Source organism: Pseudomonas sp. WS 5503, assembly GCF_012985385.1.
Lineage (GTDB): Bacteria > Pseudomonadota > Gammaproteobacteria > Pseudomonadales > Pseudomonadaceae > Aquipseudomonas > Aquipseudomonas paracarnis.
The window spans coordinates 25,350-50,171 of sequence record NZ_JAAQWI010000003.1; the positions used below are offsets into that span (position 1 = coordinate 25,350).

18 protein-coding genes and 2 pseudogenes are annotated in these 24,822 nt (G+C 61.0%); 16 read left to right on the forward strand and 4 right to left on the reverse strand.

Going from position 1 to position 24,822, the window contains the following annotated elements:
• Positions 1 to 53 precede the first annotated feature (53 nt).
• The 4 genes from HBO10_RS09275 to HBO10_RS09290 all read right to left on the reverse strand — a co-directional run bounded on the left by HBO10_RS09275 (position 54) and on the right by HBO10_RS09290 (position 4,680).
• Positions 54 to 1,310: a type II toxin-antitoxin system HipA family toxin gene (locus HBO10_RS09275; protein ID WP_230633820.1), complete on the reverse strand. Its 1,257-nt coding sequence runs from the start codon at positions 1,308 to 1,310 to the stop codon at positions 54 to 56.
• A complete protein-coding gene (locus HBO10_RS09280; RefSeq protein ID WP_014716379.1) occupies positions 1,252 to 1,611 on the reverse strand; it encodes a helix-turn-helix transcriptional regulator in 360 nt (119 codons plus the stop codon). Before HBO10_RS09280 ends, HBO10_RS09275 begins: the two co-directional genes overlap by 59 nt.
• Before the next feature lie 205 nt (positions 1,612 to 1,816).
• Positions 1,817 to 2,521, reverse strand: a complete 705-nt coding sequence (locus HBO10_RS09285; RefSeq protein ID WP_034125420.1) for a DUF3142 domain-containing protein — start codon at positions 2,519 to 2,521, stop codon at positions 1,817 to 1,819.
• Positions 2,518 to 4,680, reverse strand: coding sequence for an outer membrane assembly lipoprotein YfiO (locus HBO10_RS09290; RefSeq protein WP_169921971.1), 2,163 nt, complete (start codon positions 4,678 to 4,680; stop codon positions 2,518 to 2,520). Before HBO10_RS09290 ends, HBO10_RS09285 begins: the two co-directional genes overlap by 4 nt.
• A gap of 194 nt (positions 4,681 to 4,874) precedes the next feature.
• Here HBO10_RS09290 and HBO10_RS09295 point away from each other — a divergent pair, with 194 nt between their 5' ends.
• The 16 genes and pseudogenes from HBO10_RS09295 to HBO10_RS09370 all read left to right on the forward strand — a co-directional run bounded on the left by HBO10_RS09295 (position 4,875) and on the right by HBO10_RS09370 (position 24,813).
• A complete protein-coding gene (locus HBO10_RS09295) occupies positions 4,875 to 6,455 on the forward strand; it encodes a glycosyltransferase family 39 protein (protein WP_034125422.1) in 1,581 nt (526 codons plus the stop codon).
• A gap of 32 nt (positions 6,456 to 6,487) precedes the next feature.
• The gene (locus HBO10_RS09300) at positions 6,488 to 6,733 is read left to right on the forward strand and encodes a DUF2789 domain-containing protein (protein WP_034125423.1); all 246 of its coding nucleotides are present in this window, start codon (positions 6,488 to 6,490) and stop codon (positions 6,731 to 6,733) included.
• A gap of 157 nt (positions 6,734 to 6,890) precedes the next feature.
• Positions 6,891 to 7,826 (forward strand): annotated as a pseudogene (locus HBO10_RS09305) (Fic family protein); the annotation flags it as partial.
• 100 nt (positions 7,827 to 7,926) lie between these two features.
• Positions 7,927 to 8,211 carry a hypothetical protein gene (locus tag HBO10_RS09310; RefSeq protein WP_125919887.1) on the forward strand — a complete coding sequence of 95 codons (285 nt, stop codon included), beginning with the start codon at positions 7,927 to 7,929 and terminating at the stop codon, positions 8,209 to 8,211.
• A gap of 285 nt (positions 8,212 to 8,496) precedes the next feature.
• Positions 8,497 to 8,916, forward strand: coding sequence for a MarR family transcriptional regulator (locus HBO10_RS09315; RefSeq protein ID WP_034125424.1), 420 nt, complete (start codon positions 8,497 to 8,499; stop codon positions 8,914 to 8,916).
• Complete coding sequence (locus tag HBO10_RS09320) at positions 8,913 to 10,991, forward strand: FUSC family protein (protein ID WP_034125425.1); 2,079 nt, start codon at positions 8,913 to 8,915, stop codon at positions 10,989 to 10,991. Before HBO10_RS09315 ends, HBO10_RS09320 begins: the two co-directional genes overlap by 4 nt.
• Positions 10,988 to 11,197, forward strand: coding sequence for a DUF1656 domain-containing protein (locus HBO10_RS09325; RefSeq protein WP_003187469.1), 210 nt, complete (start codon positions 10,988 to 10,990; stop codon positions 11,195 to 11,197). Before HBO10_RS09320 ends, HBO10_RS09325 begins: the two co-directional genes overlap by 4 nt.
• Positions 11,194 to 12,084, forward strand: coding sequence for an efflux RND transporter periplasmic adaptor subunit (locus tag HBO10_RS09330; protein ID WP_032878498.1), 891 nt, complete (start codon positions 11,194 to 11,196; stop codon positions 12,082 to 12,084). The genes HBO10_RS09325 and HBO10_RS09330 overlap by 4 nt, the downstream gene beginning before the upstream one ends.
• Complete coding sequence (locus HBO10_RS09335; RefSeq protein ID WP_034125426.1) at positions 12,081 to 13,523, forward strand: efflux transporter outer membrane subunit; 1,443 nt, start codon at positions 12,081 to 12,083, stop codon at positions 13,521 to 13,523. The genes HBO10_RS09330 and HBO10_RS09335 overlap by 4 nt, the downstream gene beginning before the upstream one ends.
• Before the next feature lie 81 nt (positions 13,524 to 13,604).
• Positions 13,605 to 14,237, forward strand: coding sequence for a hypothetical protein (locus HBO10_RS09340; protein ID WP_019819550.1), 633 nt, complete (start codon positions 13,605 to 13,607; stop codon positions 14,235 to 14,237).
• 252 nt (positions 14,238 to 14,489) lie between these two features.
• Positions 14,490 to 15,986, forward strand: coding sequence for a YdgA family protein (locus HBO10_RS09345; RefSeq protein ID WP_034125427.1), 1,497 nt, complete (start codon positions 14,490 to 14,492; stop codon positions 15,984 to 15,986).
• A gap of 335 nt (positions 15,987 to 16,321) precedes the next feature.
• The gene (gene pgaA, locus HBO10_RS09350) at positions 16,322 to 18,802 is read left to right on the forward strand and encodes a poly-beta-1,6 N-acetyl-D-glucosamine export porin PgaA (RefSeq protein WP_034125428.1); all 2,481 of its coding nucleotides are present in this window, start codon (positions 16,322 to 16,324) and stop codon (positions 18,800 to 18,802) included.
• A gap of 12 nt (positions 18,803 to 18,814) precedes the next feature.
• Positions 18,815 to 20,812, forward strand: coding sequence for a poly-beta-1,6-N-acetyl-D-glucosamine N-deacetylase PgaB (gene pgaB / locus HBO10_RS09355; RefSeq protein WP_034125429.1), 1,998 nt, complete (start codon positions 18,815 to 18,817; stop codon positions 20,810 to 20,812).
• A 2-nt stretch (positions 20,813 to 20,814) separates the two neighbouring features.
• A pseudogene (gene pgaC, locus HBO10_RS09360) lies at positions 20,815 to 22,157 on the forward strand (poly-beta-1,6-N-acetyl-D-glucosamine synthase).
• Positions 22,158 to 22,159: 2 nt separating this feature from the next.
• Entirely contained in the window at positions 22,160 to 22,636 is a 477-nt protein-coding gene (gene pgaD / locus HBO10_RS09365) for a poly-beta-1,6-N-acetyl-D-glucosamine biosynthesis protein PgaD (RefSeq protein WP_034125431.1), read from the forward strand.
• 455 nt (positions 22,637 to 23,091) lie between these two features.
• The gene (locus HBO10_RS09370) at positions 23,092 to 24,813 is read left to right on the forward strand and encodes a ShlB/FhaC/HecB family hemolysin secretion/activation protein (RefSeq protein WP_034125432.1); all 1,722 of its coding nucleotides are present in this window, start codon (positions 23,092 to 23,094) and stop codon (positions 24,811 to 24,813) included.
• The last annotated feature ends 9 nt before the right edge of the window (positions 24,814 to 24,822 follow it).

Here is a 24,822-nt window from a genome sequence, read left to right on the forward strand (position 1 = left end):
TAGGTGATATTTGCTGCGGCGCGCACCCTTCAAGGGTGCGCTCTGTTGCCGCCCTACACCAGGTCCGCTGCAAATCGTGTACACACATTGGAAAGCATGCGTACCTCGGCACCGCTACAGCCTGCCGCTTCGAAAAAGCCGGAGGCTTCTCGCACGACGGCATACATATCCGTGACGATGGACCTTGCTTCATCGGCCCCCAACCCAAAGCGTTCAGGCGTACTCAGCAAATTACTGACAGACGATAACCGGCCTTCATTGCCGATGATGAGCGCCTGCAAGCCTAGTTGGGTAGGGTGGGGCAACACGTCAAATACTGGCGCAAGGGAATAGCCCGAGGCGCTGGTCAGCAGCAGCCCGGTTTGTTTCAGGTGGTCGTCGCTATTGCCGATGAGCACATTGAAAGCCATACGCTTGTAAAGCTCACGCATGTCAAAGGTGGCATCGTCGCTGACCTTCTTCAATACGTCGGCGATCCTGGAGTAGGAAACGGCACCGTCAGCCGCATCAACCCGCATTCTCGGCTTCTCAGTGCTTACCAGAGAGTTGCAGCTGACATAGTGCTCGCGACCATCGGCTTCATGTCGGTCAAAACGCTCGACCATCAACACCGGTTTGCCGGCGACCTCTACCAACTTGTGCTTGGCTGCGGGTAGACCTGCTGCATCCGCCATTTGAAGGCTGGCGAATTCCGCCCGTGGCTGGTCGAACACATCGTCGCTACGGCCGAGTTTAGCTATCCATTCCTTGCCTTCATGGGTCACGGTGACCTTCGGCCTGGCGCCGCCCATGGAACTCCCAAACTCGAATAACCGTGCGATTTCCGCAGGCAGGTCGACGTCACCCTTCTCGACTCGATCAAGGCCCACCATGATTTTCTCAAGGTCTTCAAATTGCGGGGGTTGGTGCAGGGTTGGCAGCTGACTTCTTGACGCACTGAACAGCAGGCAACCCACTCCTGCTCCCCGCGAGGCAAGCAGCCATTCAACTTCGTTTTGTGGATGCTGTTTGTGGGTCGCCAGCAGAACACGCCGACCCCAATTATCGGGCGTTGCATCGTCGAGCACACCAAACATGCGCGTCGAGGAATACTGGTTAGGGGTCAGTGGCAAACTCAGCGGGTCAATCGCAAATGCGTCGGGCCGTGCGAGCCAACTGTTGGCGTAGCGAAAAACGAATCCATTCCCATGCATGGCCACTTCGCCAACAGGGACCGGGTCACCGACTAAGTGAGCTGAAAACACAAAGGCATTACCAATCGGCTTCCAGGACATCGTGTTCTCCTTCAGTGCGAATTCGCTCAGGCTCACGGGCGAGGCTCATGGTAATGCCAACCTGGTCAAGTTCTGGTGACGCAATGCTCGCCATACCTTCTTCCAAGTCCATCGCGCTAAGCACATTCATCAGCACGCCGAGGGATACGCCGGCCTCGCCCTGCCTCAGCCGCTGATACGTCTGCCGCGTAATGCCCGCGCGGCTGCATATGGTGGAGATTTTCAACCGGCGACGAATGCGGGCTATTTCGATACCGTTCCCGATACCTCTCATTAGCTCAGCGCTTCTCTCTGAGATGTACCCTTTGTGCGGGTAGGGCTTCGCTGTTTCTTGCATGATATATCACTCTTTAAAGCAATAAAGGTAACTTATATCATCCACGTCTCTAAGGCCACCTGCAAAAAACCGGCTCGATGCTAAGGTTTTTTGTAGGAGCGAGCTTGCTCGCGAAAAACTCACAGGCGCCGCGTTCAATCAGGAAACACGCGTTGTCGTTGACGTTTTTCGCGAGCAAGCTCGCTCCTACAGGTGTTACCAAACTTCAAAGGTTTTGCAAAAACACCACATACCCCCGAAACCACTCATTGCCCCGCAGATACCCCGGCTCTTGCCACTCCCCGCCCTGAATCAAGCCAATCTTGAACGGCACGCCCAGCCGATTCATCCGCGGCAAATACGCGGCATAGTCAGGGATGCTGTGCCGCCCCTGATACGTCTGCACCACCACTTCATCCACTACACCCTTGAGCTGGGCGATGGCGGCCGGGTCGGCGTTGCTGCTCCAGTCCATCAGGCCGGTGATGCTCAGGCGCAGGCCGGCGGGCAGGCGTTGGCGCAGGTCGCGCAGGAAGTCGGCGTATTCATGCAGGTATTGGGTGCGGGCATCGAAGTCGATCTGGATACCGACCACCGGGTTGCCGGCGTCACGCCAGCGTTGCACCTGGCCCAGCACCTGGGTGTAGACCCGTTCCGGCCAGCGCAGGGTGTGGGCGCGGTACACCACCCAGACGTGGCCTTGAGTAATGCGCGGCACGCTCATGCCCTGGGCGATCAGTTGTACACCGCGCTGGGGTGCGCGGCGCGTGGCGTTGATCTGGCCTTGCAGGATGTACAGGGTTTTTGCCTGCTTGATGACCGGCTGGGGCGTGACGCCACTCCACAGCCAGAAGGCGTCGTAGTCGCCTGCGTCAACGGCGCCAAAAGCCGGGCTTGCCAGCAACAGCAAGCCTAGCCACAGCGATTTCACCAGTAGTACTGCAGCGATTTGCCCCACTGGGTATCGGCAAAACTGCTCTTGAGTTGGCGGAACCAGGCTTTGCGCACTGCCGGCGCAACGTCTTCGCCGCCGCAACTGTTATAGCCGGCTGGCGCGTAGCAGTTGATGGCGCGAAACAGCGCATACGCCTTGTCGGTTTTCGGCGCCTTGGCGTTGGCGATCACCTGTTTGTAGCCGTCCAGACGCGAGAAGGTTTCCCCCTTGAACTGCGAGGCGGTGCTGCCCAGGCTGCCGGCGGCGCGGGGTTGCTCCAACGGCATACCGTCCAGGCCGTTGCGCAGGATGAACTCACCGAAGCAGTTCAACGCGTGCGGGTTTTTGGCCTCGTTCTGCAGGGTCGCCGCGGTTTGCGCGATGCTTGGGCACGCGTACCCAGATTCGGCCTTGTCGCCGTTCCATTGGAACAGCTTCAAGGTCTGGCCGCTGGTATAGGTGTAGCCCAGGCTGGTGCCGAGTTTGTCGTCAGAGAGCGAGGCCTGCTTGAGGTCATCGGCGAAGGTGGCGTACTGGCCGCGCAGCAGGTCTTTGTAGAGGAGCACGAATTGCGCGCTCTGACGCTCGATCGGGTCGCTGGCGTTGGCGATCTGCTGGCGTAGCAGGTCGGGGCCGGCGACGTTGCGCAGCAGGATGTAGCGCACTTGCTTGGCGCTGATCGGTGAGTCGGCGGCGAACACCTTGGCCAGTTGGCCGCTGCGCTCGTAGTTCATGGCCAATGCCAGCTCCAGCTGGTCACGTTGCAGCGGTTGCTTGGCCAGCGGCAGCAGTTGCAGCCACAGGGCTTCGGCGCCTTTCCAGTCCTGCTTGGCCTCCAGGGCGAGGGCGCGCAGGGTCTGTTGGCTGAAGGCGAAGTAATCCAGGCTCGATGGCACATCCGCAGGCAGGTGCTTCAAGGCCGTGTCGGGTTGGTGTTCGACGTACAGGGCATAGCTGGCTTGCAGGAAGTCAAACAGCGCGGGCTCAGTGGCGAAGGTGCTCTTTTGCTTATCCAGGTCTTCGCGGCTCAACAGCGGCGGGGTGTGGGCGCGCATCGCCATCAGGTCGCTGACCACTTGCAGCATCGGGCTGTTCGCGGCTTTGTTGCCGACCATCAGTAACTTGAGGTCGGCCTCTTCCACCAGTTCGTCCACGCTCACATTGCGCTGGGCGTCGGTGGCCTCGGTGAATTGCCAGGTGAAGTCTTCGGCAAGCTTGGCGTCGTCGTTCGCCAGCCAGTGCACACGGCGCAAGAGCCCGCGGGCGGAGGCGACGTAATCGCCCTGTGGGTAAGTTTTCAGGTAACCGAGAAAGCCTTGCTCGGCATCGCTCAGGGCCGACTTATCCACATGCTCGCGTTGCGGCATGCCGTATTCGTCGAAGGCTTCAGCCTGGGCCTGATTCAGCGACGTACGCGCAGTCATGTACAGCGCCGTTTCCTTCAGCCACGGCACATCGCTGATGGCGGCGGCGGCGAACCCGCGCTCGGCGTAATCGAAGCGCCCGCTGTAGAAATCGCCGGCGGCCTGCAAGTAGGTACGAAACAACTGAGCATTGGCCGACGGGGTCAGCTGCGCGTCCACCACCTGGCGGCTCCAGTCACAGGTGCTCAGTAATTGCAGGCGTGCTTTGACCAACACATCGCGCTCGGCGGGCGGCATCTGGGCCTTGATCACCTGGCTGATAAACGCCGTGGCGCTGTCATCGTCATTGCTGCGGCAACGGCTGCCTTCGCCATTCAGGAAGGCCTGGCCTGCGGTCTTGTACTCCTCGCGCTTGATACCCAGGGGCTGGAGCAAAGTGTCGAGTTCGGCTGTGCGTGAATCGTCAGCCTTGTTGTCAGGCTCCTCATTCGTGGCCGGAGCCGGCACCAGGCGGTACACCGGAAACGGCACCGGGCCGAACCCTTGCGCCAAATCGTCTTCGCCCAAGGCATTGGGGGCCAGGGGCGCGGCTTTTTTGTCGGCCAGCAACAGGCGCAGGTTCACTCGGCTGTCGTTGCCAGGGCTGAGAAACGGCTGGTTGCTGCACGGCTCGTAGCTGTCACGCGATACCCGCCAGTCGGGGTAGCACGAGTCGTCAGAACTGGCCTGGGCCGGTAGGGAAAAACCGGCCAGCAGGGCCAGGGCCAGAGGTGACAGCAAACCGATACGCATAACGTTTCCTTGATCCTGAGTCCTTGGAGAAGGGGCAATAATAGCCTGATCCGGCGAGTGCTTCGGTGAAGGCCTACACAAATTGCTGATTTGTCCGATTCCAGCAGCGAGGCCAGGGCTTTTGGCCTAGAGTGGCGGTGTTTGCGCATGCGCAGTGTTTGTCCTGTAAGAGGGGCAGTAGTAGCGGAGTCGATATGCGTCGGTCTGTGGTAGAGCAACACGAAAAAGTCGAGGCATTGCCTGCCTTTCATCGCTTGAGCTGGGAAGGTGCCGGCTGGCTCAGCCGCCTGTGGTGGGTGCCGATCCTGGCGCTGGCCATGGCCCTGCGGTTTTACCACCTCACCTCGGCGGCGATCTGGGGCGACGAAGGCTCCAGCCTGTTACTGAGCGAATACGCCCTGGCCGACCTGTGGTTTCACGCAGCCCATGATGTGCACCCACCCCTGTATTTCTTGCTGCTGCGCGGTTGGATCGAGGTGTTCGGCGACAGCATCGGCTCGATTCGCAGCCTGAGTGCGATCCCCGGCGTGGCCGTCGTGGGCCTGGGCATCTGGCTGACACGGCAACTGTCCACCCGCCGCGCAGCCGTGCTGGCGGGGATCCTGCTGGTTCTACTGCCCACTGCGGTGCGCTACAGCCAGGAAGTGCGTATGTATTCGCTGCTCGGCGTGTGGCTACTGGGCGCCACGCTGGCGCTGGTGTACTGGGTGAGGCAGCCCGAACGCGCGCGCTATTTGGCTGTGTATGTGCTGCTGATGAGCGCCGGGTTCTATACCCACTACTTCACTGCGCTGTGCGTGCTGGTGCATTGGGCGTACCTGGGGTTGCAGGCGCCGGGTCAGCGCTTGATCACGCGACCTGCCTGGTGGGTCGCCAACGTGGCGATAGTGTCGCTGTATCTACCCTGGCTGCCCAACCTGCTGGACCTGGTGCAGCACGTCGAACAGCTCAAAGTCGGCGGCGACATTGGTTGGGAAGAGCCGGTCAATCTGCTGTCACTGCCGTCGATGGTCTGGCAGTTCCTGCTGCAGGATGACGGTCTCGGCCTGTGGCCGCCGCTGTTCTGGCTGTTACCCCTGCTGCTGGCCGTGGTGGTTGTATCGACGGCCTGGCGCAATAACGCGGCGCGCCTACCGGCACTGTTTTGCCTGCTACCGCTGCTGCTGGTCTATGGCGTGTCCTTTATCTCGCCCGTGTTTATCGAGCGCTACCTCACGGTGTATGCGTTAGGCCTGCCGATAGTCCTGGCGCTTGCCATCGACCGTTTGCCGTCCCGTTTGTCCTGGCTGGGCGTGGCGTTGTTCGCACTGTTTGTTGGCGTAGAACTGCTGGGGTTAAAGAACAACTTCGAGGTGGATGAACACGACCAGTTCAACGTGCCGGTGGAGTTCGTCAATCGCAACTACCAGGAAGGCGACCGCATCGTCCTCAGCGACATGATGTGGTACCTCAGCTACGTGTATTACGACCAGACCGACGCCCAACTTCAGCTCTACACACCCCCCAAACCCGACGGGACTGCCACTCGCCCGAACGCCTATGGTTTCGGCACACTGGTGGACCAGGACGGTGGCCGCATCTATCTGGACCGCCTCTCAGCACTGCCTGCTCAAACGCGACGGGTATGGTTGATCAGCAGCAACGAAGCCCCGGATGAATTCGCGCCACTGCCCAACGGCTGGCGCGAACTCAGTCGCCAGGACGGCGGTGGCGCCAGGGCGCGGTTGTTCGTGCTATGCAACGCACCGGCGCCGCAACCTGAAGGCTGCCGCTAGACTCACTTCAACCTACTTATGAGGAACCCTCCATGGAATCGCCAGTGCACAGCCTACCGGCTTTGTTCAAACAGCTTGGCTTACCGCACGACCCGGTCAGTATCGAGCAATTTGTCGCCTCTCATTCGCCGCTCAAGCCGGAGTTGAAACTGGCGGATGCGTTTTTTTGGAGCGACGCCCAGAAGGCATTTTTGCGTGAAGAGATTCTGGATGATGCGGATTGGGCGGTGGTGGTGGATGAGTTGAACTTGATGTTGCGGAGTGGGCGAGGGGTGTAAAAAAATATCCCAAGAAATGCGAGTATGTAAAAAAAAATGGTGAGCGGTAAAAAAAACTGGGCTTTAATCGCTTAAGTGAATTTTTTCTGGAAAAGCTCGCCATGCCAACAGTCGGATACGCACATCTGTGTGAGGCGCTCGATCTATAGGTTATCGCACCCTCCCTCCCGAAATGATGGACCGCGCCATCCAGTGGGCATACCTGCACGAAACCCGCGACTCATTTGCCATCGAAAAAGAACAACCCAGCGAAGAAAAATCCCGCCGCTTCGTCCAACTCCTGCGCCAGGCCCACGAAGGCCGGTTGCTCACCGAGGACTACTTGGTCGAGCTGCAAAACAGCGCCATCTCCAATCCGTTTGACAAAGCTGTCGCGTTTCGCCACGAACAGAACCATCTGCACAACGGGCTACGCGGCGCAGCCGGTGTGAGCTACGTGCCGCCAGCTCCCGCGCTTTGCCAGGAATTAATGGAAGAGCTGATGGCCTTCGCCAACCAGCCCGTGCGAGACGTCGATCCTTTAGTGGCGGCCGCGGTCACCGCTTTTGGTTTCGTCTTCCTGCACCCGTTCATGGACGGTAATGGGCGCCTGTCTCGCTTCCTGATTCACCAGACGCTCTGCCACTACGGCGCACTGGAAAATGGCTTGCTGCTACCGGTCTCTGTCGCCATGAAGCACGAGGAACAAGCCTATCTGGAGGCACTCAAGACCTTCTCCCAGCCGACTCGGGAATTCTGGAACGTCACCTGGCTGGACGCCGACCACATGGCGTTCGACTTCATCGGCCACCCCTCGATCTATCGCTACTGGGATGCGACCCGCTGCGTCGAATTCACCCTGCAAATGGCCCGCCGCGCACTGGAAGTGGAACTGCGCGAAGAAACCGAATTCCTCGACCGTTATGACCAAGTGATCAAAGCGGTGAACCAACGCTACGACGTGCGCGGCAGCGATCTGTCGAAGCTGGTGATGATGTGCCTGGATAACGGTGGGAAGCTTTCCAAGCATCGGCGTAAGCGGTTTCAGTACAGTGTGGCGGAAGAGGTGTTTGGGTTTATTGAGGAGGAGAGCTTGAGGTTGATGGGCGAGTAAGAGGTCATCCAGTCACGCCAGATGAGGCGTCTGAAAAAAAGGAATTCCGTATCTGAGTGATGTGATAAGCGCCTCAGATGTTTTGCGAGAGCACAGTGATGTGCAAATTGTCATGTTTATGGGGGCGTTGGTTGGTTTTACAGGCCTCAATTTTCGCATCCTGTGCCATGTTTTTTCTTCAGAAAAAATCAGTCAGGTGGCTTGTCTTTTTTCAAACCCCCTTACGACTTGTGCACATTATTCCGTCCGTTTCGCTCCTGTTGATTGGCGCTCGAGTTTTCCCGCATTACAACGTACTGGCAATGGCTGGATTGATCGGTGCGTCGGAGATTTTAAAAGTCTGGAGCGTGTGGCGATGGAGCAAAAAATGCTGACGCTGACCTAATGTGGGAGCGGGCTTGCCCGCGAAAGCGGCGTGTCAGTCACTGAATATTCAACTGAACCACCGCTTTCGCAGGCAAGCCAGCTCCCACATTTTGTTTGTCGTATGGCGAATATCAGCGATTTGCTGATGCCTACCCTAAAACCCGCTTTACTCAAGCCACATCCCACCACTCATCTGCGAAATTGTTTCAAAACTTGACGATGCTCCATGCATCGACCATATTGATAGTTAGCAAACTAACTGTATGCGAACTATCCAGTGCCTCAATCCCTCGAACAACTCCAGATGAGCCTCAGCAGCAGCATGGTGGTGGGCGCCCGTAATTGGCGCAAAATCTGCCAGACCACGCTGGTGAGCTATGGCATCTCCGAAGCCTGCGCCGTGCCGTTGTTGATGATCGGTCGCTTGGGCGACGGGGTACACCAGGTCAAAGTAGCCCAGGCTTCCGGTATGGAAAGCCCATCACTGGTGCGCCTGCTCGACCGGCTGTGCGGTGACGGTTACGTCTGCCGCACCGAAGACATCCACGACCGCCGCGCCAAGGCCTTGAGCCTTACCGAGCGTGGCCGTGAGCTGGTGCAGGCGGTGGAGGCGCAACTGGTGCGCCTGCGCAAGGACGTGTTGGCGGATATCGCCCCCGACGATCTGCAAGCGGCACTGCGTGTATTGCGCGCCTTCGAAGCGGCCGAGGCTGTGTCGCCTTGAACGGATTTTTTACCGGCTTCCCGCCTGCCCGCGATTGGTTCTACGGGGTGCGTACTTTCGCCGCGTCGATGATCGCGCTGTATATCGCCATGCTCATGCAGATGCCGCGTCCGTACTGGGCGATGGCCACGGTGTATATCGTATCCAGCCCGTTTGTCGGCCCTACCAGTTCCAAAGCCCTGTACCGCGCCATCGGCACCTTGATGGGCGCGGCGGCGGCGGTGCTGTTTGTGCCGATGTTCGTGCAGTCACCCTACATTCTGGTGGTGGTGATTGCGTTGTGGACCGGCACCTTGCTGTTTCTGTCCATGCACCTGCGCACCGCCAATAACTACGCCCTGATGCTGGCCGGCTACACCTTGCCGCTGATTGCCTTGCCGGTGGTGGATAACCCCTTGGCGGTCTGGGATGTGGCGGAGGCGCGTACCGAAGAAATCTTCCTCGGCATCGCAGTCGCAGCGGTGGTGGGCGCGATGTTCTGGCCTCGGCGGCTGATGCCGGTGTTCGATGGCTCGGTGGCCAAGTGGTTCAGCGACGCGCAGGTCTATAGCCAGCGCTTTCTCAGCCGCAAGGTCGACCCGCAAGAAGTCAGCAACCTGCGCGGCGGCATGGTCGCCACCTTCAACACCCTTGAATTGATGATCGGCCAGCTGCCCCACGAAGGCGCACGCCCGCAGACGGTACGCAACACCAAGGAACTGCGCGGGCGCATGATTCACCTGCTGCCAGTGATCGACGCTTTGGACGATGCGGTGTACGCCATTGAGCACCGTGCGCCAGAGTTTCTCGATCAGCTCACGCCGCTGCTGGAAGATGCCAGCGCCTGGCTGCAAAGCACCACCGAAGCCGCGCCACTGGAAAGCTGGCGCCTGCTGCGCGACAAGATCGACGCCGCTCAACCCCAGGGCGAAGCGCTGGATGACCGTCATACGTTGCTGTTCTCCAACGCCCTGTACCGCCTGGGCGAATGGGTCGACCTGTGGCAAGACTGTCGTAGCCTGCAAGCCGCCATCCAGTGTGAAAGCCAGGACACCTGGCGCGCCGTCTACCGCCACTGGCGCCTGGGACGGCTCACGCCGTTCCTCGACCGTGGGCTGATGTTCTACTCGGCGTTCTCCACCGTGACCGCGATCATCGTCGCCTCGGTGCTGTGGATTCTGCTGGGCTGGACCGACGGCGGCAGCGCCGTGATCCTTGCCGCCGTCGCCTGCAGCTTTTTCGCCTCGATGGACGATCCGGCACCGCAGATCTACCGGTTCTTTTTCTGGACCGCCATGTCGGTGCTGTTCGCCAGCTTGTATCTGTTTCTGGTGCTGCCCAACCTGCATGACTTCCCCATGCTGGTGCTGGCCTTCGCCGTGCCGTTTATCTGCATCGGCACCCTTACGGTTCAGCCACGCTTCTACCTGGGCATGTTGCTGACGCTGGTGAACACATCGTCGTTCATCAGCATCCAGGGCGCCTATGACGCGGACTTTCTCAACTTCGCCAACGTCAACCTGGCCGGGCCCGTTGGCCTGCTGTTCGCGTTCGTGTGGACGTTGATCGCCCGACCCTTCGGCGCTGAATTGGCGGCCAAGCGCCTCACCCGTTTCAGCTGGCGCGACATCGTCAGCCTCACCGAGCCCGCCACCCTGGCCGAGCACCGGCACATGGCCGTACAAATGCTCGACCGCCTGATGCAACACCTGCCGCGCCTGGCCCTCACCGGCCAGGACACGGGCATCGCTCTGCGTGACCTGCGCGTGGCGCTGAACCTGCTCGACCTGCTGGCCTACTCGCCACGCATCCTCGGTGTGCCACGGGTGTTGCTCAACCAGGTGGTGGAAGGTGTGGGCGGTTACTTCAAGGCCTGCCTCAAGGCGGGTGAACGCTTGCCCGCGCCCAGCGGTCTGCTGATGACCCTGGACCGCACGCGTCGCGCCCTCAATGGCCAGGGTCTGCAAGACGAAGACGACACGCGCCTGCATCTGCTGCACGCCTTGGCCGGCCTGCGTCTGGCGCTGTTGCCCGGTGTGGAGTTCATTGGCGGTACAGAGATGGAAGCGCCGTTACCTGATGGAGCGCCTTTATGATCGGTGACCTGGATATCAGTGGGGTGTTCCTGCCTACGCTGCTGGTACTGATGGGCATTACTTATGTGTTGTTTCTGGTGGTGCACGGGCTGTTGACGCGCATGCACTTCTATCGCCTGGTCTGGCACCGGGCATTGTTCAATGTGGGGCTCTACGCGCTGTTGCTGGGCGCGGTGGACTCACTCAGTCGATATTTGATGACATGAAAAAACCTTTTTTGACTATCGGCCGTGTCGTCCTGACGTTGTTGATCGTGAGTTTCGCGGTCGTCGTTGTGTGGCGCATGGTCATGTACTACATGTTTGCGCCCTGGACCCGTGACGGCCACATCCGTGCCGACATCGTGCAGATCGCCCCGGACGTTTCCGGGCTGATCCAGCGCGTTGACGTGCGCGACAACCAGTTGGTGACCAAGGGCCAGGTGCTCTTCGCCGTCGACCAGGACCGCTTCAAGCTGGCCCTGCGCCAAGCCCAGGCCGCCGTGGCCGACCGCCAGGAAACCCTGGCCCAGGCCCAGCGCGAGTACAAGCGTAACCGTGGCCTGGGCAACCTGGTGCCCAGCGAGCAACTGGAAGAGAGCCAGTCCCGCGTCGCCCGCGCCCAATCGGCACTGGCCGAAGCGCAAGTGACGGTGGACTCCGCCCAACTCAACCTCGACCGCTCGGTGATCCGCAGCCCTGTGGACGGCTACGTCAACGACCGCGCACCGCGTACCCAGGAGTTCGTCACCGCCGGGCGCCCGGTGCTGTCGGTGGTAGACAGCAACTCCTTCCACATCGACGGCTATTTCGAAGAGACCAAACTCGACGGTATCCACGTCGGCATGGGCGTGGATATCCGTGTGATCGGCGACAACGCGCGCCTGCATGGCCACGTGCAGAGCATCGTCGCCGGTATCGAAGACCGCGACCGCAGCAGCGGCTCCAACCTGTTGCCCAACGTCAACCCTGCTTTCAGCTGGGTGCGCCTGGCCCAGCGGATCCCCGTGCGCATTGCCTTCGATGACGTGCCGGCGGACTTTCGCATGATCGCCGGGCGCACGGCGACGGTGTCGATCATTGACGACAAAGTTAAAGACGGGGACAAACCATGAAGCGGCTTCTGGCAACCGCTTCCCTGGGGTTGTTGCTGTCGGCCTGCCAAGTTGTAGGCCCGGATTACAAACTGCCGGAACAGGCCGCAGTCAACCGTGGCGACCTGCAAGGGCCGATCATGGGTGAAGGCAAAAACGTGGTGTCGGCACCGGTGCCGGCGGATTGGTGGAAGCTGTACAAAGACCCGCGCCTGGACGAACTGGTACGCCAGGCCATGGCCTCCAACACCGACCTGCGCGTGGCCGCCGCCAACTTGCAGCGCTCCCGTTATCAGGTGCAGCAGGCCGAATCCGCTGGCGGCTGGAGTGCCGGCGTCAAGGCCGAGGCCCAGCGTTTGCAGGAATCTGGCGAGGCCTTCTTGCTGCCGGACAAAGTCCCGGTAGGCAATATCGGTAGCGTCGGGATTACCACGTCCTATCAATTCGACCTCTTCGGCACCTTGCAGCGCGGCATCGAAAGCGCCCAGGCCAGCGCCGATGCCACCCAGGCCGCGGCGGATATCGCCCGCATCACCCTGGTAGCCGATGTGGTGCGCTCCTATACCCAGGTGTGCGCGGCCAACGAAGAACTGGCGATTGCCAACGAGTCCCTCGACCTGCAAGCCCAGAGCACCAAACTGATCCAGCGCTTGCGAGATGCCGGGCGTGGCGATGAGACCCAAGTGACTCGTTCGCAAACCCAATACAAATCCCTGCGCGCCGACATACCGCGCTATGAAGCTTCGCGTCAGGCGGCGCTGTTCCGGCTGTCGATGTTGCTGGCCAAACCTGTCGACCAACTGCCAGCCGGCACGGGCACCTGTGCCGAGCTGCCACATATTGCTCAACTGCTGCCGGTAGGCGATGGCGCCACGCTGCTCAAGCGCCGCCCGGACGTGCGCCAGGCCGAACGCCAACTGGCCGCCGCCACGGCACGCATCGGTGTGGCGACCGGCGCGTTGTACCCGGACATCAGCATCGGCGCCACGGTCGGCACCGTCGGCTTGTTGGAGAACCTCGGCACGCCTGCCACCAACCGCTGGGGCTTTGGCCCGATGATCAGCTGGACTGTACCGACCAACGGCGCTCGCGCCCGCGTGCATGAAGCTGAAGCCGCGACCCAGGGTGCCCTGGCCCACTTCGACGGCGTGGTGCTCAACGCCATCCGCGAAACCCAGACCGGCCTGGCCCAATACACCGCCGTGTTGCAACGCCGCGACGCCCTGGCCGACGCCGAACAGTCGGCGCGAGAAGCCGCCGGCCAGACCCATCGCTTCTTCCAGGCCGGCCGCGAATCCTTCCTGGCCGACCTGCAAGCCACGCGCACCTACACCGATATGCGTGCGCAACTGGCGGCGGCCAACACCCAGGTTGCCATGAGCCAGATCGACCTGTTCCTGGCCCTGGGCGGCGGTTGGGAAAGCGGACGAACGCAAGGGGAAAAACCCGGCAAACCGTGAGGTGATTGCTATGCTTTCTTGGGTGAGGCCCGCTGGCGCCTCACCCGACAAAGCTCGCGTTTGCTCATGGGGATTCCAAGAATGAAAAACCCTTATGCTCCCGCTTTCTGGTGCGTGCTCTTCGCACTGGTTTTGTTATCGGCCGCGTATTTTTATGGCGTCATGCTCGCCCATCAACTCGACAAGGCCATGGTGTTCCTCGACAGCGCCTGCCTGGTGATCGGCACCTTGTCCATCGGCGTGGTGGCCTGGGCGTCGTATCAAAACCAGCGCGTGAAGAAAAAACTCCTCGAACAGGGCAAGACCCGCGTGGCGATCTGGGACACCAAGGTCGCCCTGCGCCGTGTCGAAACCGTGTTCGATCGCTATTTCTGGGGCAGTTACTGGCAGCCGGGGCGCACGTTCCAGGAAGTCATGGGCGACCTCACAGGCACGCCGCTGGAAAAAAGCCTCGAAGTCCTGAAAAAACAATGTGTGCTGCTGGATCGGCAAGTTGCTGACGGTAGGCACTGGCTGGATAACGCGCGGGAATTGTCCGACGTGGCCACGCAAATGGCCCGGGAGCGCTACCAGCTGGACTTTTGCGACCCCAAGGCCGACACCCCCGGCAATGCCGTGATACATCGTGAGTTCGAGGTGCTGGTGTACACCTGGACCGCACGCTTGAAGAGTTTTGATCACCAACTGGATGAAGTCGAACAGGAGTACTCCTGAACTCCTGCTGAACTGATCCCTCTGAAAGGTTGGGCCGTTTACGCCCGCCAGTGCTAATCTTCCCCAGCCTTTGGCCACACGGGCCACGACTGTAGGAGCGAGCTTGCTCGCGAAAGACGCCAACGATAACGCGTGCATTCTGAATGAACGCGATGCCTATGCGTTGTTCGCGAGCACGCTCGCTCCTACAGGAACCCCTACAGGGTTCAAGGAAGACAGCCCACTTCTCACAGGATTTGATCAGGTCACTTCATGAATAAGCCAGCCGTTGTTTTCTTGGGTTTTGTTGTCGCCGTCGGCGCCGTCAGTGCGGGCGGTGCCTGGTACACCGGTAAACAACTGGAGCCGGTCCTGCAAACCGCTATCCAGAGCGCCAATAAAGAACTGCAGACCTCCATGGCCGGCGTCGATGGCAGCGTGACCCTGGAGCTGGTGTCCCTGGACCGTGGCGTGTTCAGCAGCACCGCGCACTATCGCCTCAAGGGCCAAGGCAGCGTGTTCGGCGAAGACAACCCGAACCCCGAATTGCTGTTCGTCGACCACATCGAACACGGCCCGCTGCCGTTCTCGCGCCTGGTGACCCTCAAGTGGTTGCCGGTCATGGCCACCAGTCACTACGAACTGGAAAAGAACCCCACCACCGAAAAATGGTTCGCCGCCAGCAAAGACGTGTCGCCGCTCAAAGGCGTGGCGAATATCGGCTATAGCCGTTCGGTCAGCGGCAACATCGAATTGCTGCCCCTGGAGTTCAAGGACGCCACTTCCTCGGTGAGCTTCTCCGGCGCCAACCTCAACTTCGACAGCAGCGCCGAAGGCCAGAAGGTCAAGGCCGAAGGCTTCATGAACAGCCTCAAGGTTGCCGCAGTGGACGCCGAAGGCGCACCGTTCGAAGCGGAGCTGGCCGGCTTGACCGTCGCCAGCAACCTGGAAAAAACCACCTTCGGTTTCTACACCGGCCAGAACACCGTGGAGCTGACCGACACCAAGGTCACCTTCGGCCCGCAGAAAGCCGTGCTGACCCTCAAGGGTTTCGAGCAGAAAGACTCCAGCGAAACCAAGGACAACAACCTGGCTGGCCGCGTCGACTACAAGATCGACGAGATCGGCTACCAGGGCAAAGCGGTAGGCTCGGCCGCCATGGCCGTGAGCATGAAGAACGTCGACATTCCGGCGATGCTGGTGCTGACCAAGCTCTACCAGGACAAGATGCAACCGGTGCAAGCTGCCGCTGCTGCCGGTCAACCGGTGCCGGAGCTGCAAATGACCGAAGCCGAGCAAGCCCTGGCAGAAGCCAACGTCAACCAGGTGCTGGCCGCCAAGCCGCAACTGGCCGTGGAAAACCTGTCGCTCAAAACCACCCGTGGCGAAAGCAAGTTCAACCTGGTGGTGGACCTGGCCAAGCCAACGTCCATGGAGCTGCCGCCGGTTGAACTGGGCAAGCAAATGGTCTCGCTGCTGGATGCCAACCTGACCCTGTCCAAGCCGATGATCAGCGACGTGGCGGCCCTGCAAGCCCAGGTGGGCGGCGTGACCGACCCGCAAGCCATCGAACAGCAATCGCAGATGGCGGCCGAGATGGTCAGCAGCATGGCGGTCGGTACTCAACTGGCGACCCTGGTGGGCACCGACGTGGTTTCCAAGCTGCACTACGCCAACAACGAGGTGACCTTCAACGGCCAGAAGATGACCGTTGAGCAGTTCCTCAGCTTTGTGATGTCCAAAGCCGGTGCGGTCAGCGGCGCCCAATAAACCTGAAATGCAGTAAAAAATGTGGGAGCTGGCTTGTGTGGGAGCTGGCTTGCCTGCGATAGCATCGCCCCGGTCTGGCTGGACGACCGAGGTGCCTGCATCGCGGGCAAGCCCGGCTCCCACACAAACCCGGCTCCCACTTTTGTTTTGTGTGAGGGCAAAAAATCGCGGTCGTACAATTCTGAACAATTGTTCTGAATTGTGCTTCCCCCTACTTCCCTAAGGGATAGTTCCTACAGGAAAGCTAGGTCGGGTCCCGAGACGCCGACACCCTGAAGCGTTTCGCTCAGGACCATCTATCGTTAGAGCTTTCCGTGTGTAAGGAAGCTCACGACATGCTGCGAAACCACCCCTACAGTGCCTCAGGCCGGTTGCGTCTGCTTATCGGAGCCGCACTGTGCAGCCAATTGCTGGTCCCAGGCCTTGCATTTGCCGACCCTGCCTACGACGCCCTGATCATCCAGGCCCGCAACGGTCACTTCACGCCGGCGCTGACCCAACTTCGCCAACTCTCCGCCGAACGCCAGACCCCAGGCCAGGTCAGCGACCACCTGGTGATCGCCGGCTGGGCCGGGCAAGATGCTGAAGTGCTCAAGGTGTACGAGGCGCAAGGCAAGCATCGCAACCTCACCACCCAGGCACTCGCCACGGTGGCGCGCACTTATCGCAATCAAAAGCAGTGGGCTCAGGCCGAAGCGGTCTATCGCCAGGCGCTGCTGCGTGAACCCAATAACGTCGACCTGCAACTGGGCCAGGCCCTCACCCAGGCCGATGGCGGCAAAGCCAACGAAGCGGTGCAACGCCTGCGCACGCTGGTGGCGGCGCAACCCAATGACCCCAACCGCCGCATGGCCCTGGGATATGCACTGACACGTGCCGGCCTGAACTACGACGCGCTGTTCGAATTCGACCAAGCCTTTATCCGGGCGGGCGATAAACCCGAAGTGGCGCGTGAATACATCGTTGCCCTGCAAAAGGCGCGGCTGCCGGAGCCGGCACTGCGCCTCTCGGCCAAGCGCCCGGGGCTGGTGGACGCAGTCACCCAGCGCCGCCTCGAAGGTGACCTTGCCGCCGAGCGTGTGCGCATGGCTGAGTTCGCCACACGCAGCGAGAAGGAACGCTACGTCATCGCAGACCGTGCCCTGCAGGACTACGACAAACTGATCAGTCGCTGGGCGCCGGACGCCACAGCCAAGGACGACGTCATCCGCTGGCGCATTGACCGCCTGGGCGCGCTCAAAGCGCGAGCACGGCATGCCGAGGTGATCCGCGATTACCAGACCCTCACTGGCGAAGGCGTGCAACTGCCTACCTACGCGTTGCGTTGGGTTGCCGGCTCTTACCTGGAACAGCGCCAGCCGGAAAAGGCCGAGCCGTTGTACCGCCAGGTACTCACCGCCCCCGACACCGATGCCAGCTATCGGGTCGATGACAGCACGGCGCTGTTCTACGCCTTGTTGGAAAGCGACAAGGTCGAAGAGGCTCGCCAGGTCGCCAACAACCTGGCCAAGGAGCAAAACCCCCGCGTTGAGCTCAAGGGCTTGCCCATTGGTAACCCCAATGACAACTGGATGGACGCCCAACAATTATCCGCCCAGGCCGGTACCTATGGCGGTGACCTGCCCGGCAGCGAAGCCAGCCTGGAAGCCCTGGTGGCCAAGGCACCGGGCAATGTGGGCCTGCGCCTGGCCCAGGCCGACATGTACCGCGCCCGCGACTGGCCGCGTCGCGCCGAAGGCACGCTCAAGGAAACTGAAACCCAGGCTCCCCGCGATATCGATCTGGAAGTCTCCCAAGCCTATACCGCCATGGACTTGCAAGAATGGCGGCAGATGGACGCGCTCACCGACGACGTGCTCGCCCGTAACCCGGACAACCGTCAGGTGCAGCGCCTGAGCCGCCTGCGCGATGTGCACGACATGGCCGAGTTGCGTGTCGAGGCCTACACCGGCAAGAGCTACGGTGGCGGCAATAACAACGACGCTGGTGCCGTCTCCGGCAGCCGAGACTGGGGCATTGAAAGCGTGATCTACACGCCTCCCATCGACGAAGACTGGCGCCTGTTTGCCGGTGCCGGCTATGCCACCGCCGACTTCCAGGAGGGCACTGGCCAACATCGCTGGCAGCGCGTGGGCGTGGAGCGTCGCACCCGTGACATGACCATCGAAGCCGAAGTGTCCAACCATTCCTATGGCGACGGTTCCAAGCAAGGCGCCAGCGTGTCGATTGCCCGCGACATCAACGACCACTGGCAATACGGCGGCAGCCTTGGCTATTTGCTCAGCACCACGCCGTTGCGGGCCCTGAATGACGGTGTCACAGCCAACGGCGGCAGCGGTTTTATCCGCTGGCGCGCCAACGAAAGCCGCGAGTGGAAACTGACCCTCAGCCCGTCCCATTTCAGCGACGGCAACGACCGCTTCGAAGCATTGCTCACCGGCCGCGAGGGCCTCTACAGCTCGCCCCATGTGCAAGTGGACCTGGGCCTGGAAGTGGGCGCCAGCCGCAACAGCAAGGAAGACACCGTGTACTTCAACCCGAAGTCGGACTTCACGGTGTTGCCCATGATCAACGTCAATCACGTGCTCTATCACCGCTACGAAACCCAGTGGAGTCAGCAGTTCCAAATCGGCGCGGGTACCTACAGCCAGCGTGACTACTCCACCGGCGGTATTGGCCTGATTGGCTACGGCCAACGCTATCGCTGGAATGACGTACTGGAAATGGGCGCCAACCTCAGCCTGATCAGCCGACCTTATGACGGTGATCGCGAACGCGATCTGCGCCTGCTCGTCGACCTCACTTACCGTTTCTAAAAGAGCCTGACCATGACCGTCCTCAGCCGTTGCTTGTTGGTCCTGGGTGTAATGCTGGCCGCCGCCTGCGCCCAACAACCCGCGCCCTACACTCCACCCGCCGAACGGCCGATAGCGCCCAACGAAGCGCCGTGGCCGAAGAACCACTTTTTGGGCATTGCCTATCACGACGTAGAAGATCGCGACCCCGATCAAGCCGTGGTGGCGGTGCGCACAGAGCGTTTGATCGAGCAGCTGGCGTGGCTGCGTGAAAACGGCTACCAGGCGGTCAGCGTCGACCAGATCCTGGCAGCCCGGCGCGGCGGCCCGGCATTGCCGCCCAAGGCGGTGATGCTCAGCTTCGATGACGGTTATTCCAGCTTCTACACCCGCGTGATGCCGATTCTGCGTGCCTACCACTGGCCTGCATTGCTGGCACCGGTGGGGTCCTGGATCGACACGCCGTTGAACCAACCGGTGGATTTTGCCGGTACGCCACGACCACGGGGAGAGTTCCTGACGTGGCAGCAGATTCGCGAGGTGTCGCAGTCTGGCCTGGTGGAAATCGCCGCCCACACCGATGCCAATCACAAGGGCATCCTGGCCAACCCCCAGGGCAACCTGGAACCGGCCGCCACCACGCGAAGTTTTGACCCCAAAACCAACGGCTACGAAAGCGAAGCGCAGTTCCAGGCGCGTATGCGGGCTGACGTCGCCGCGATTTCGAACAAAATCCGAACCGTCACCGGCAAGGCGCCGCGTGTATGGGTGTGGCCGTACGGGGCCGCCGATGGCACCTCGTTGGCGGTGGTCGGCGAGCACGGCTACGAGATGGCGCTGACCCTGGAGGACGGGCTCGACGACCTCGGCAACCTGATGAACAGCCCACGCTTTCTGGTGGCCTCAGACCCGGACGGCGAGCATTTTGCCAACAGCATGGTCGCCGTGCAGACCAAAGCGCCGATGCGCGTGCTGCACGTAGACCTGGACAACGTGTACGACCCCGACCCGGCCCAGCAGGCACGCAACCTCGACGTGCTGGTTCAGCGCGTGGTGGACATGGGTGCTGGCACCGTGTTCCTGCAAGCCTTCGCCGACCCCAAGGGCGACGGCCTGGTGCATTCGCTGTACTTCCCTAACCGTCACCTGCCGATGCGGGCCGATCTTTTCAACCGTGTCGCCTGGCAGTTGCACACCCGTGCCCATGCCAGTGTGTACGCCTGGATGCCGGTGCTGAGTTTTGCCCTGGACCCCAAGCTGCCGCGTGTCACCCGCTGGGACCCGAAAACCGGCCAGGTCGGCCCCGACCCGGATCAATACAAGCGCCTGTCGCCGTTTGATCCCAAGGTGCGGCAGATCATCGGTGAGATCTACCAAGACCTGGCGCGTGTAGGGCCGATCGACGGCATCCTTTACCACGATGATGCGGTGTTCAACGACTTCGAAGACGCCAGCCCCGCAGCGCTCAAGGCTTATGCGGCCCAAGGTTTGCCGGACAGCATCGCCGCCCTGCGGGCTGACCCTGCCGTGATGCAGCGCTGGACCCGTTTCAAAAGCCGCTACCTGATCGACTTCACCCATGAGCTCACCGCCAAGGTCCGCGCTATCCGTGGGCCGCAGGTACTCACCGCGCGCAATATCTTCGCCGAGCCGATGCTCAACCCTGGCAGCGAAACCTGGTTCGCGCAGAACCTTGATGACTTCCTCCAGGCCTACGACTGGACCGCGCCGATGGCGATGCCGTTGATGGAAGGCCAGGAAGTGAAGACCTCCAACGCCTGGCTGGAAAAACTCATCGCCACGGTCAAGGCGCGCCCCGGCGCCATGGAAAAAACCATCTTCGAATTGCAAGCCAAAGACTGGCGTACCCAGGCCGCACCGGATATCAGCGCTGAGCAATTGGCAGAGTGGATGGGTGTACTCAAACGCGAGGGCGTCACCAGTTTCGGCTACTACCCGGACAACTTCCTGGAAAACTCCCCGGACTTGAAAACTATTCGTCCGGCCCTCTCCAACCAATGGAACCCTTGATCATGGTTGACAGAATCCTGGCTCTATTCGTGTTGGCACTGGTACTGGGCTTGCCCCTGGGCCTGATCTTCCTGGTGACCGGGCAGTTCCTGATGGACTTCGTGTTCTTCTACCCGTTGTTCATGTCGGCGCTGTGGATCGCCGGTGGCCTTTACTTCTGGCTGCATTGGGAACGCCACTGGCCGTGGAAAGAAGACACGCCGGCGCCGACCCTGGCCGGCGAGCCGCTGATCTCGATCATCATCCCTTGCTACAACGAGGGCGATAACGTCGCTGACACCATTGGCGCGGCCCTCGGCCAGTTGTACCCGAACATCGAAGTGATCGCGGTCAACGACGGCTCCAGCGACAACACCGCCGCAGTTCTCGATGCCCTGGCGTTGCAACACCCGCGCTTGCGCGTGCTGCACCTGGCGCAGAACCAGGGCAAAGCCGTGGCCCTGCGCATGGGCGCCGTGGCCGCCCGCAGCGAATACCTGGTGTGCATCGACGGCGATGCCTTGCTCGACAAAAACGCGGCCGCCTACATGGTCGCGCCGATGCTCGACAACCCGCGCCTGGGGGCCGTCACCGGCAACCCGCGCATTCGTACCCGCTCGACCCTGATCGGCCGGGTGCAGGTGGGCGAGTTCTCCTCGATCATCGGTTTGATCAAGCGTACCCAGCGGGTATTCGGTCGGATCTTCACGGTCTCCGGTGTGGTGGGGTGGCGTTTCGCAAGAAGGCCCTGGACCGCATCGACTACTGGAGCACCGACATGATCACCGAGGACATCGATGTCAGTTGGAAGCTGCAACTCGATCACTGGGCGATCTTCTACGAGCCGCGCGCGCTGTGCTGGATCCTCATGCCCGAAACCGTCGGCGGCCTGTGGAAACAACGCCTGCGTTGGGCCCAGGGCGGCGCTGAAGTGCTGTTCAAGAACATCCGTGGCATCTGGCAATGGCGCCACCGCTACCTGTGGCCGCTGCTGTTCGAGTACTGCCTGTCTACCGGTTGGGCCTTTACCTTCCTGCTGTCGGTGATCTTCTGGGCCGTGGGTAAATTCGTCTCGCTGCCGGCGGCGATCACCGTGAGCTCTTTGGTGCCGCCCGCGTTCACCGGGCTGGTGCTGGCGATGGTGTGCCTGCTGCAGTTTGCGGTGAGCATCCTGATCGACCGACGCTACGAAAAAGACCTGTGGAAAACCCTGTTCTGGACCGTGTGGTACCCGATGGTGTTCTGGCTGGTCAGCCTGCTCACCACCCTGGTCAGCTTTCCCAAGGTGTTGTTCAACCAGCATCAGAAACGCGCCCGCTGGGTCAGCCCGGACCGCGGTATCAAACCTGCACAAGAGGAGGCGTGATCATGAAACTGGTCAGAACTCGCCAAAACACACTGATGTGGATCGTCGATGTGCTGCTGACCCTGCTGGCCTGGGGTGGGTTGATCTGGCTGCTGGCGCGAGGCATCAGCGCTATGCTTGAAACCCACGGCGGTCCACGCATCGAGGCGCCTATCTTTGCTGCGCTCAACACCTTGCAGGTTTACCTGTGGATCGCGCTGTTCAATGCGGTGATCCTGATCAGCTGGGCACGTTATCAGCAGCATCGCGGGCGCAAATTCGCCCAGCGCCGTGCCGAGGCCAATGCGCTGAGCGACCAGCACCTGAGTGAAAGTTTCAACTTGGGCGACGGCGACCTCGAACAACTGCGCCGCCCCGGCGTGCTGGTGATTCACAACGATGAAGAGGGCGGCGTCGAAGAAGTGAAGTCCCACGTCTCCCGCGACGTCGAACGCCCCGGCCTGACCCTGGTACCCGACAAAGACAAGGGCATTATGTAGGAGCGAGCTTGCTCGCGAAAAACGCCAGCGATAACGCGTGCTTTCTGAATAAACGCGGCGCCTGTGAGTTTTTCGCGAGCGAGCTCGCTCCTACAAAATGGCGCGAGTGCTCCCCACCTGATTCAACGCACGTGTCGCAATTCCGATAAATGGGATCCAATTCACAAAACCCCCGCGAACTTTTCCCCCTTCTCCGGTACTAACCTAACTCGGCGAACATCTGATGGCTAAGTAATGGCAGTCGGAAAGTCATTCGTCGAATCGCCATCAAAACAGTTGCCACTTGTCGGAATAATCACTGCAAGTGCCCGACTTAAACTCTTTTGATGAAAAATTATCATTAATAATCAACAGGTTAGAAAGCTAATCAGTCGAACGGCTCCACGTCGCCCGTTTCTAGGCGGGCTGGAAGTTCGATGTTAGTTTCGCGGCCCTTGATTTTCGATGGATCGAACATGTCTTCGTTATTGCCACGGACCCGGTTACTGCTCTGCACCCTCCTGCTCACCTGCATGGGCCTGAACAGTGCATCCGCCGCCCCCACGCCTGGCGATCAAGACTTGATCCGCGACCGGCAGAACCGCTTGCTTGAAGAGCAACAGCGGCGCCTCCAGGAGCTGCAGGATCTGCCCGGCAAAGCGGACAAGCCCCAAGCCCCGGCAACCCCGGCCGACACCCGTTGCTTCCCGATCAAAACCATCGAACTCAAAGGCGCCGACAGCCTGCCGGCGCCCGACCGCGAGCGCTTGCTCAAGCCCTACATCGGCCAGTGCCTGGGCGTGTCCCAACTGAACGACCTGCTCAAAACCATCACCGACTACTACCTCGGCAAAGGCCGCGTCACCAGCCGTGCCTACCTGCCGCAGCAAGACCTCTCCACCGGCCATCTGCAAGTGCTGGTGGTGGAAGGCAAACTCGAAGCGTTGCGCAGCGCCGAAGGCAGCACGGTGACCGACCGCGAACTGGCCATGGCCTTTCCCGGCAAAGTTGGCGAAGCACTTAACCTGCGTGAAATCGAGCAACTGGTGGACCAGCTCAACCGCCTGCCGTCCAAACAGGCGCAGATGGAACTCACCCCCGGCAAGCAAATCGGCGGCAGCGACGTGGTGGTCAAGAACACCGCGCAAAAGCCCTGGCGCGCCAGCCTGTCGCGCAACAACGATGGGCAGAAAAGCACCGGCGAACAGCAATGGGGCGCTGGCCTTGAGTGGGACAGCCCACTCGGCCTGGGCGACCAACTGATGCTGCGCGGCGGCCACGACGCCATCAGCGACCACCAGAAAACCTCGAAAAACACCATGCTCTACTACAACCTGCCCTGGGGCTGGTGGAACTTCAGCTACACCTACAGCGAAAGCGACTACCGCACCTACGGCGTGACCGACGGCTTCAAATTCAAGCAGGACGGCGACAACCAGAACCACCAACTGCGCGCCGAGCGGGTGATCCATCGCGACGATGTGAGCAAGACCTCGGTCAACGTCGGCCTGGCGCACCTGCGCACCAACAACTACATCCTCGACGCACGCACCGAGGCCAGCAGCAACCGCCTCAGCGAACTGCAACTGGGCGTCAACCACGGTCGGCGCATCGGCAGTGCCTTCGTCAACCTGGACCTTGGCATGCAAAGCGGCATCGGCCTGCTCGACGCCCAGTCTCAAGACGAGCGTGACCCGCTCGGTCGGCGCCAGCCCAATTCGCGCTACCGCAAATACACCGCCACCGTCAGCTACCTGCAACCGTTCAGCCTGTGGGGCGAGTCGTTCAGCTTCAGCAGTTTGGCCACCGGCCAACGCAGCGAAGACATTCTGTTTTCGCCCCAGCGCATGAGCCTCGGCGGCTCGGCCTCGGTGCGCGGTTTCAAGGACCAGTTGCTGACCGGCGACAGCGGCGGCTACTGGCGCAACGAAGTGCGCTGGGCGCGCCCGGTGACCCTCGACTGGATGCGCCCGGCCTTCGCCGAGTACGGCGCCAGTGTCGGCTACGACCAGGGCGTGATCCGCAACGACCGCTACAACGACAACGTTCATGGCCGGGTGTCCAGCAACTCCCTGGAGCTGTTCGCCCGTGGCAAACACGTCAGCACCAGCGTGACCTTAGCCCATTCGTTAGAAAGACCCGGTGTGGTTACCGAGCGCGAAGCGCCGATCTACTTCCGCATGGATTTTTTCCTGTAATTCAACGCC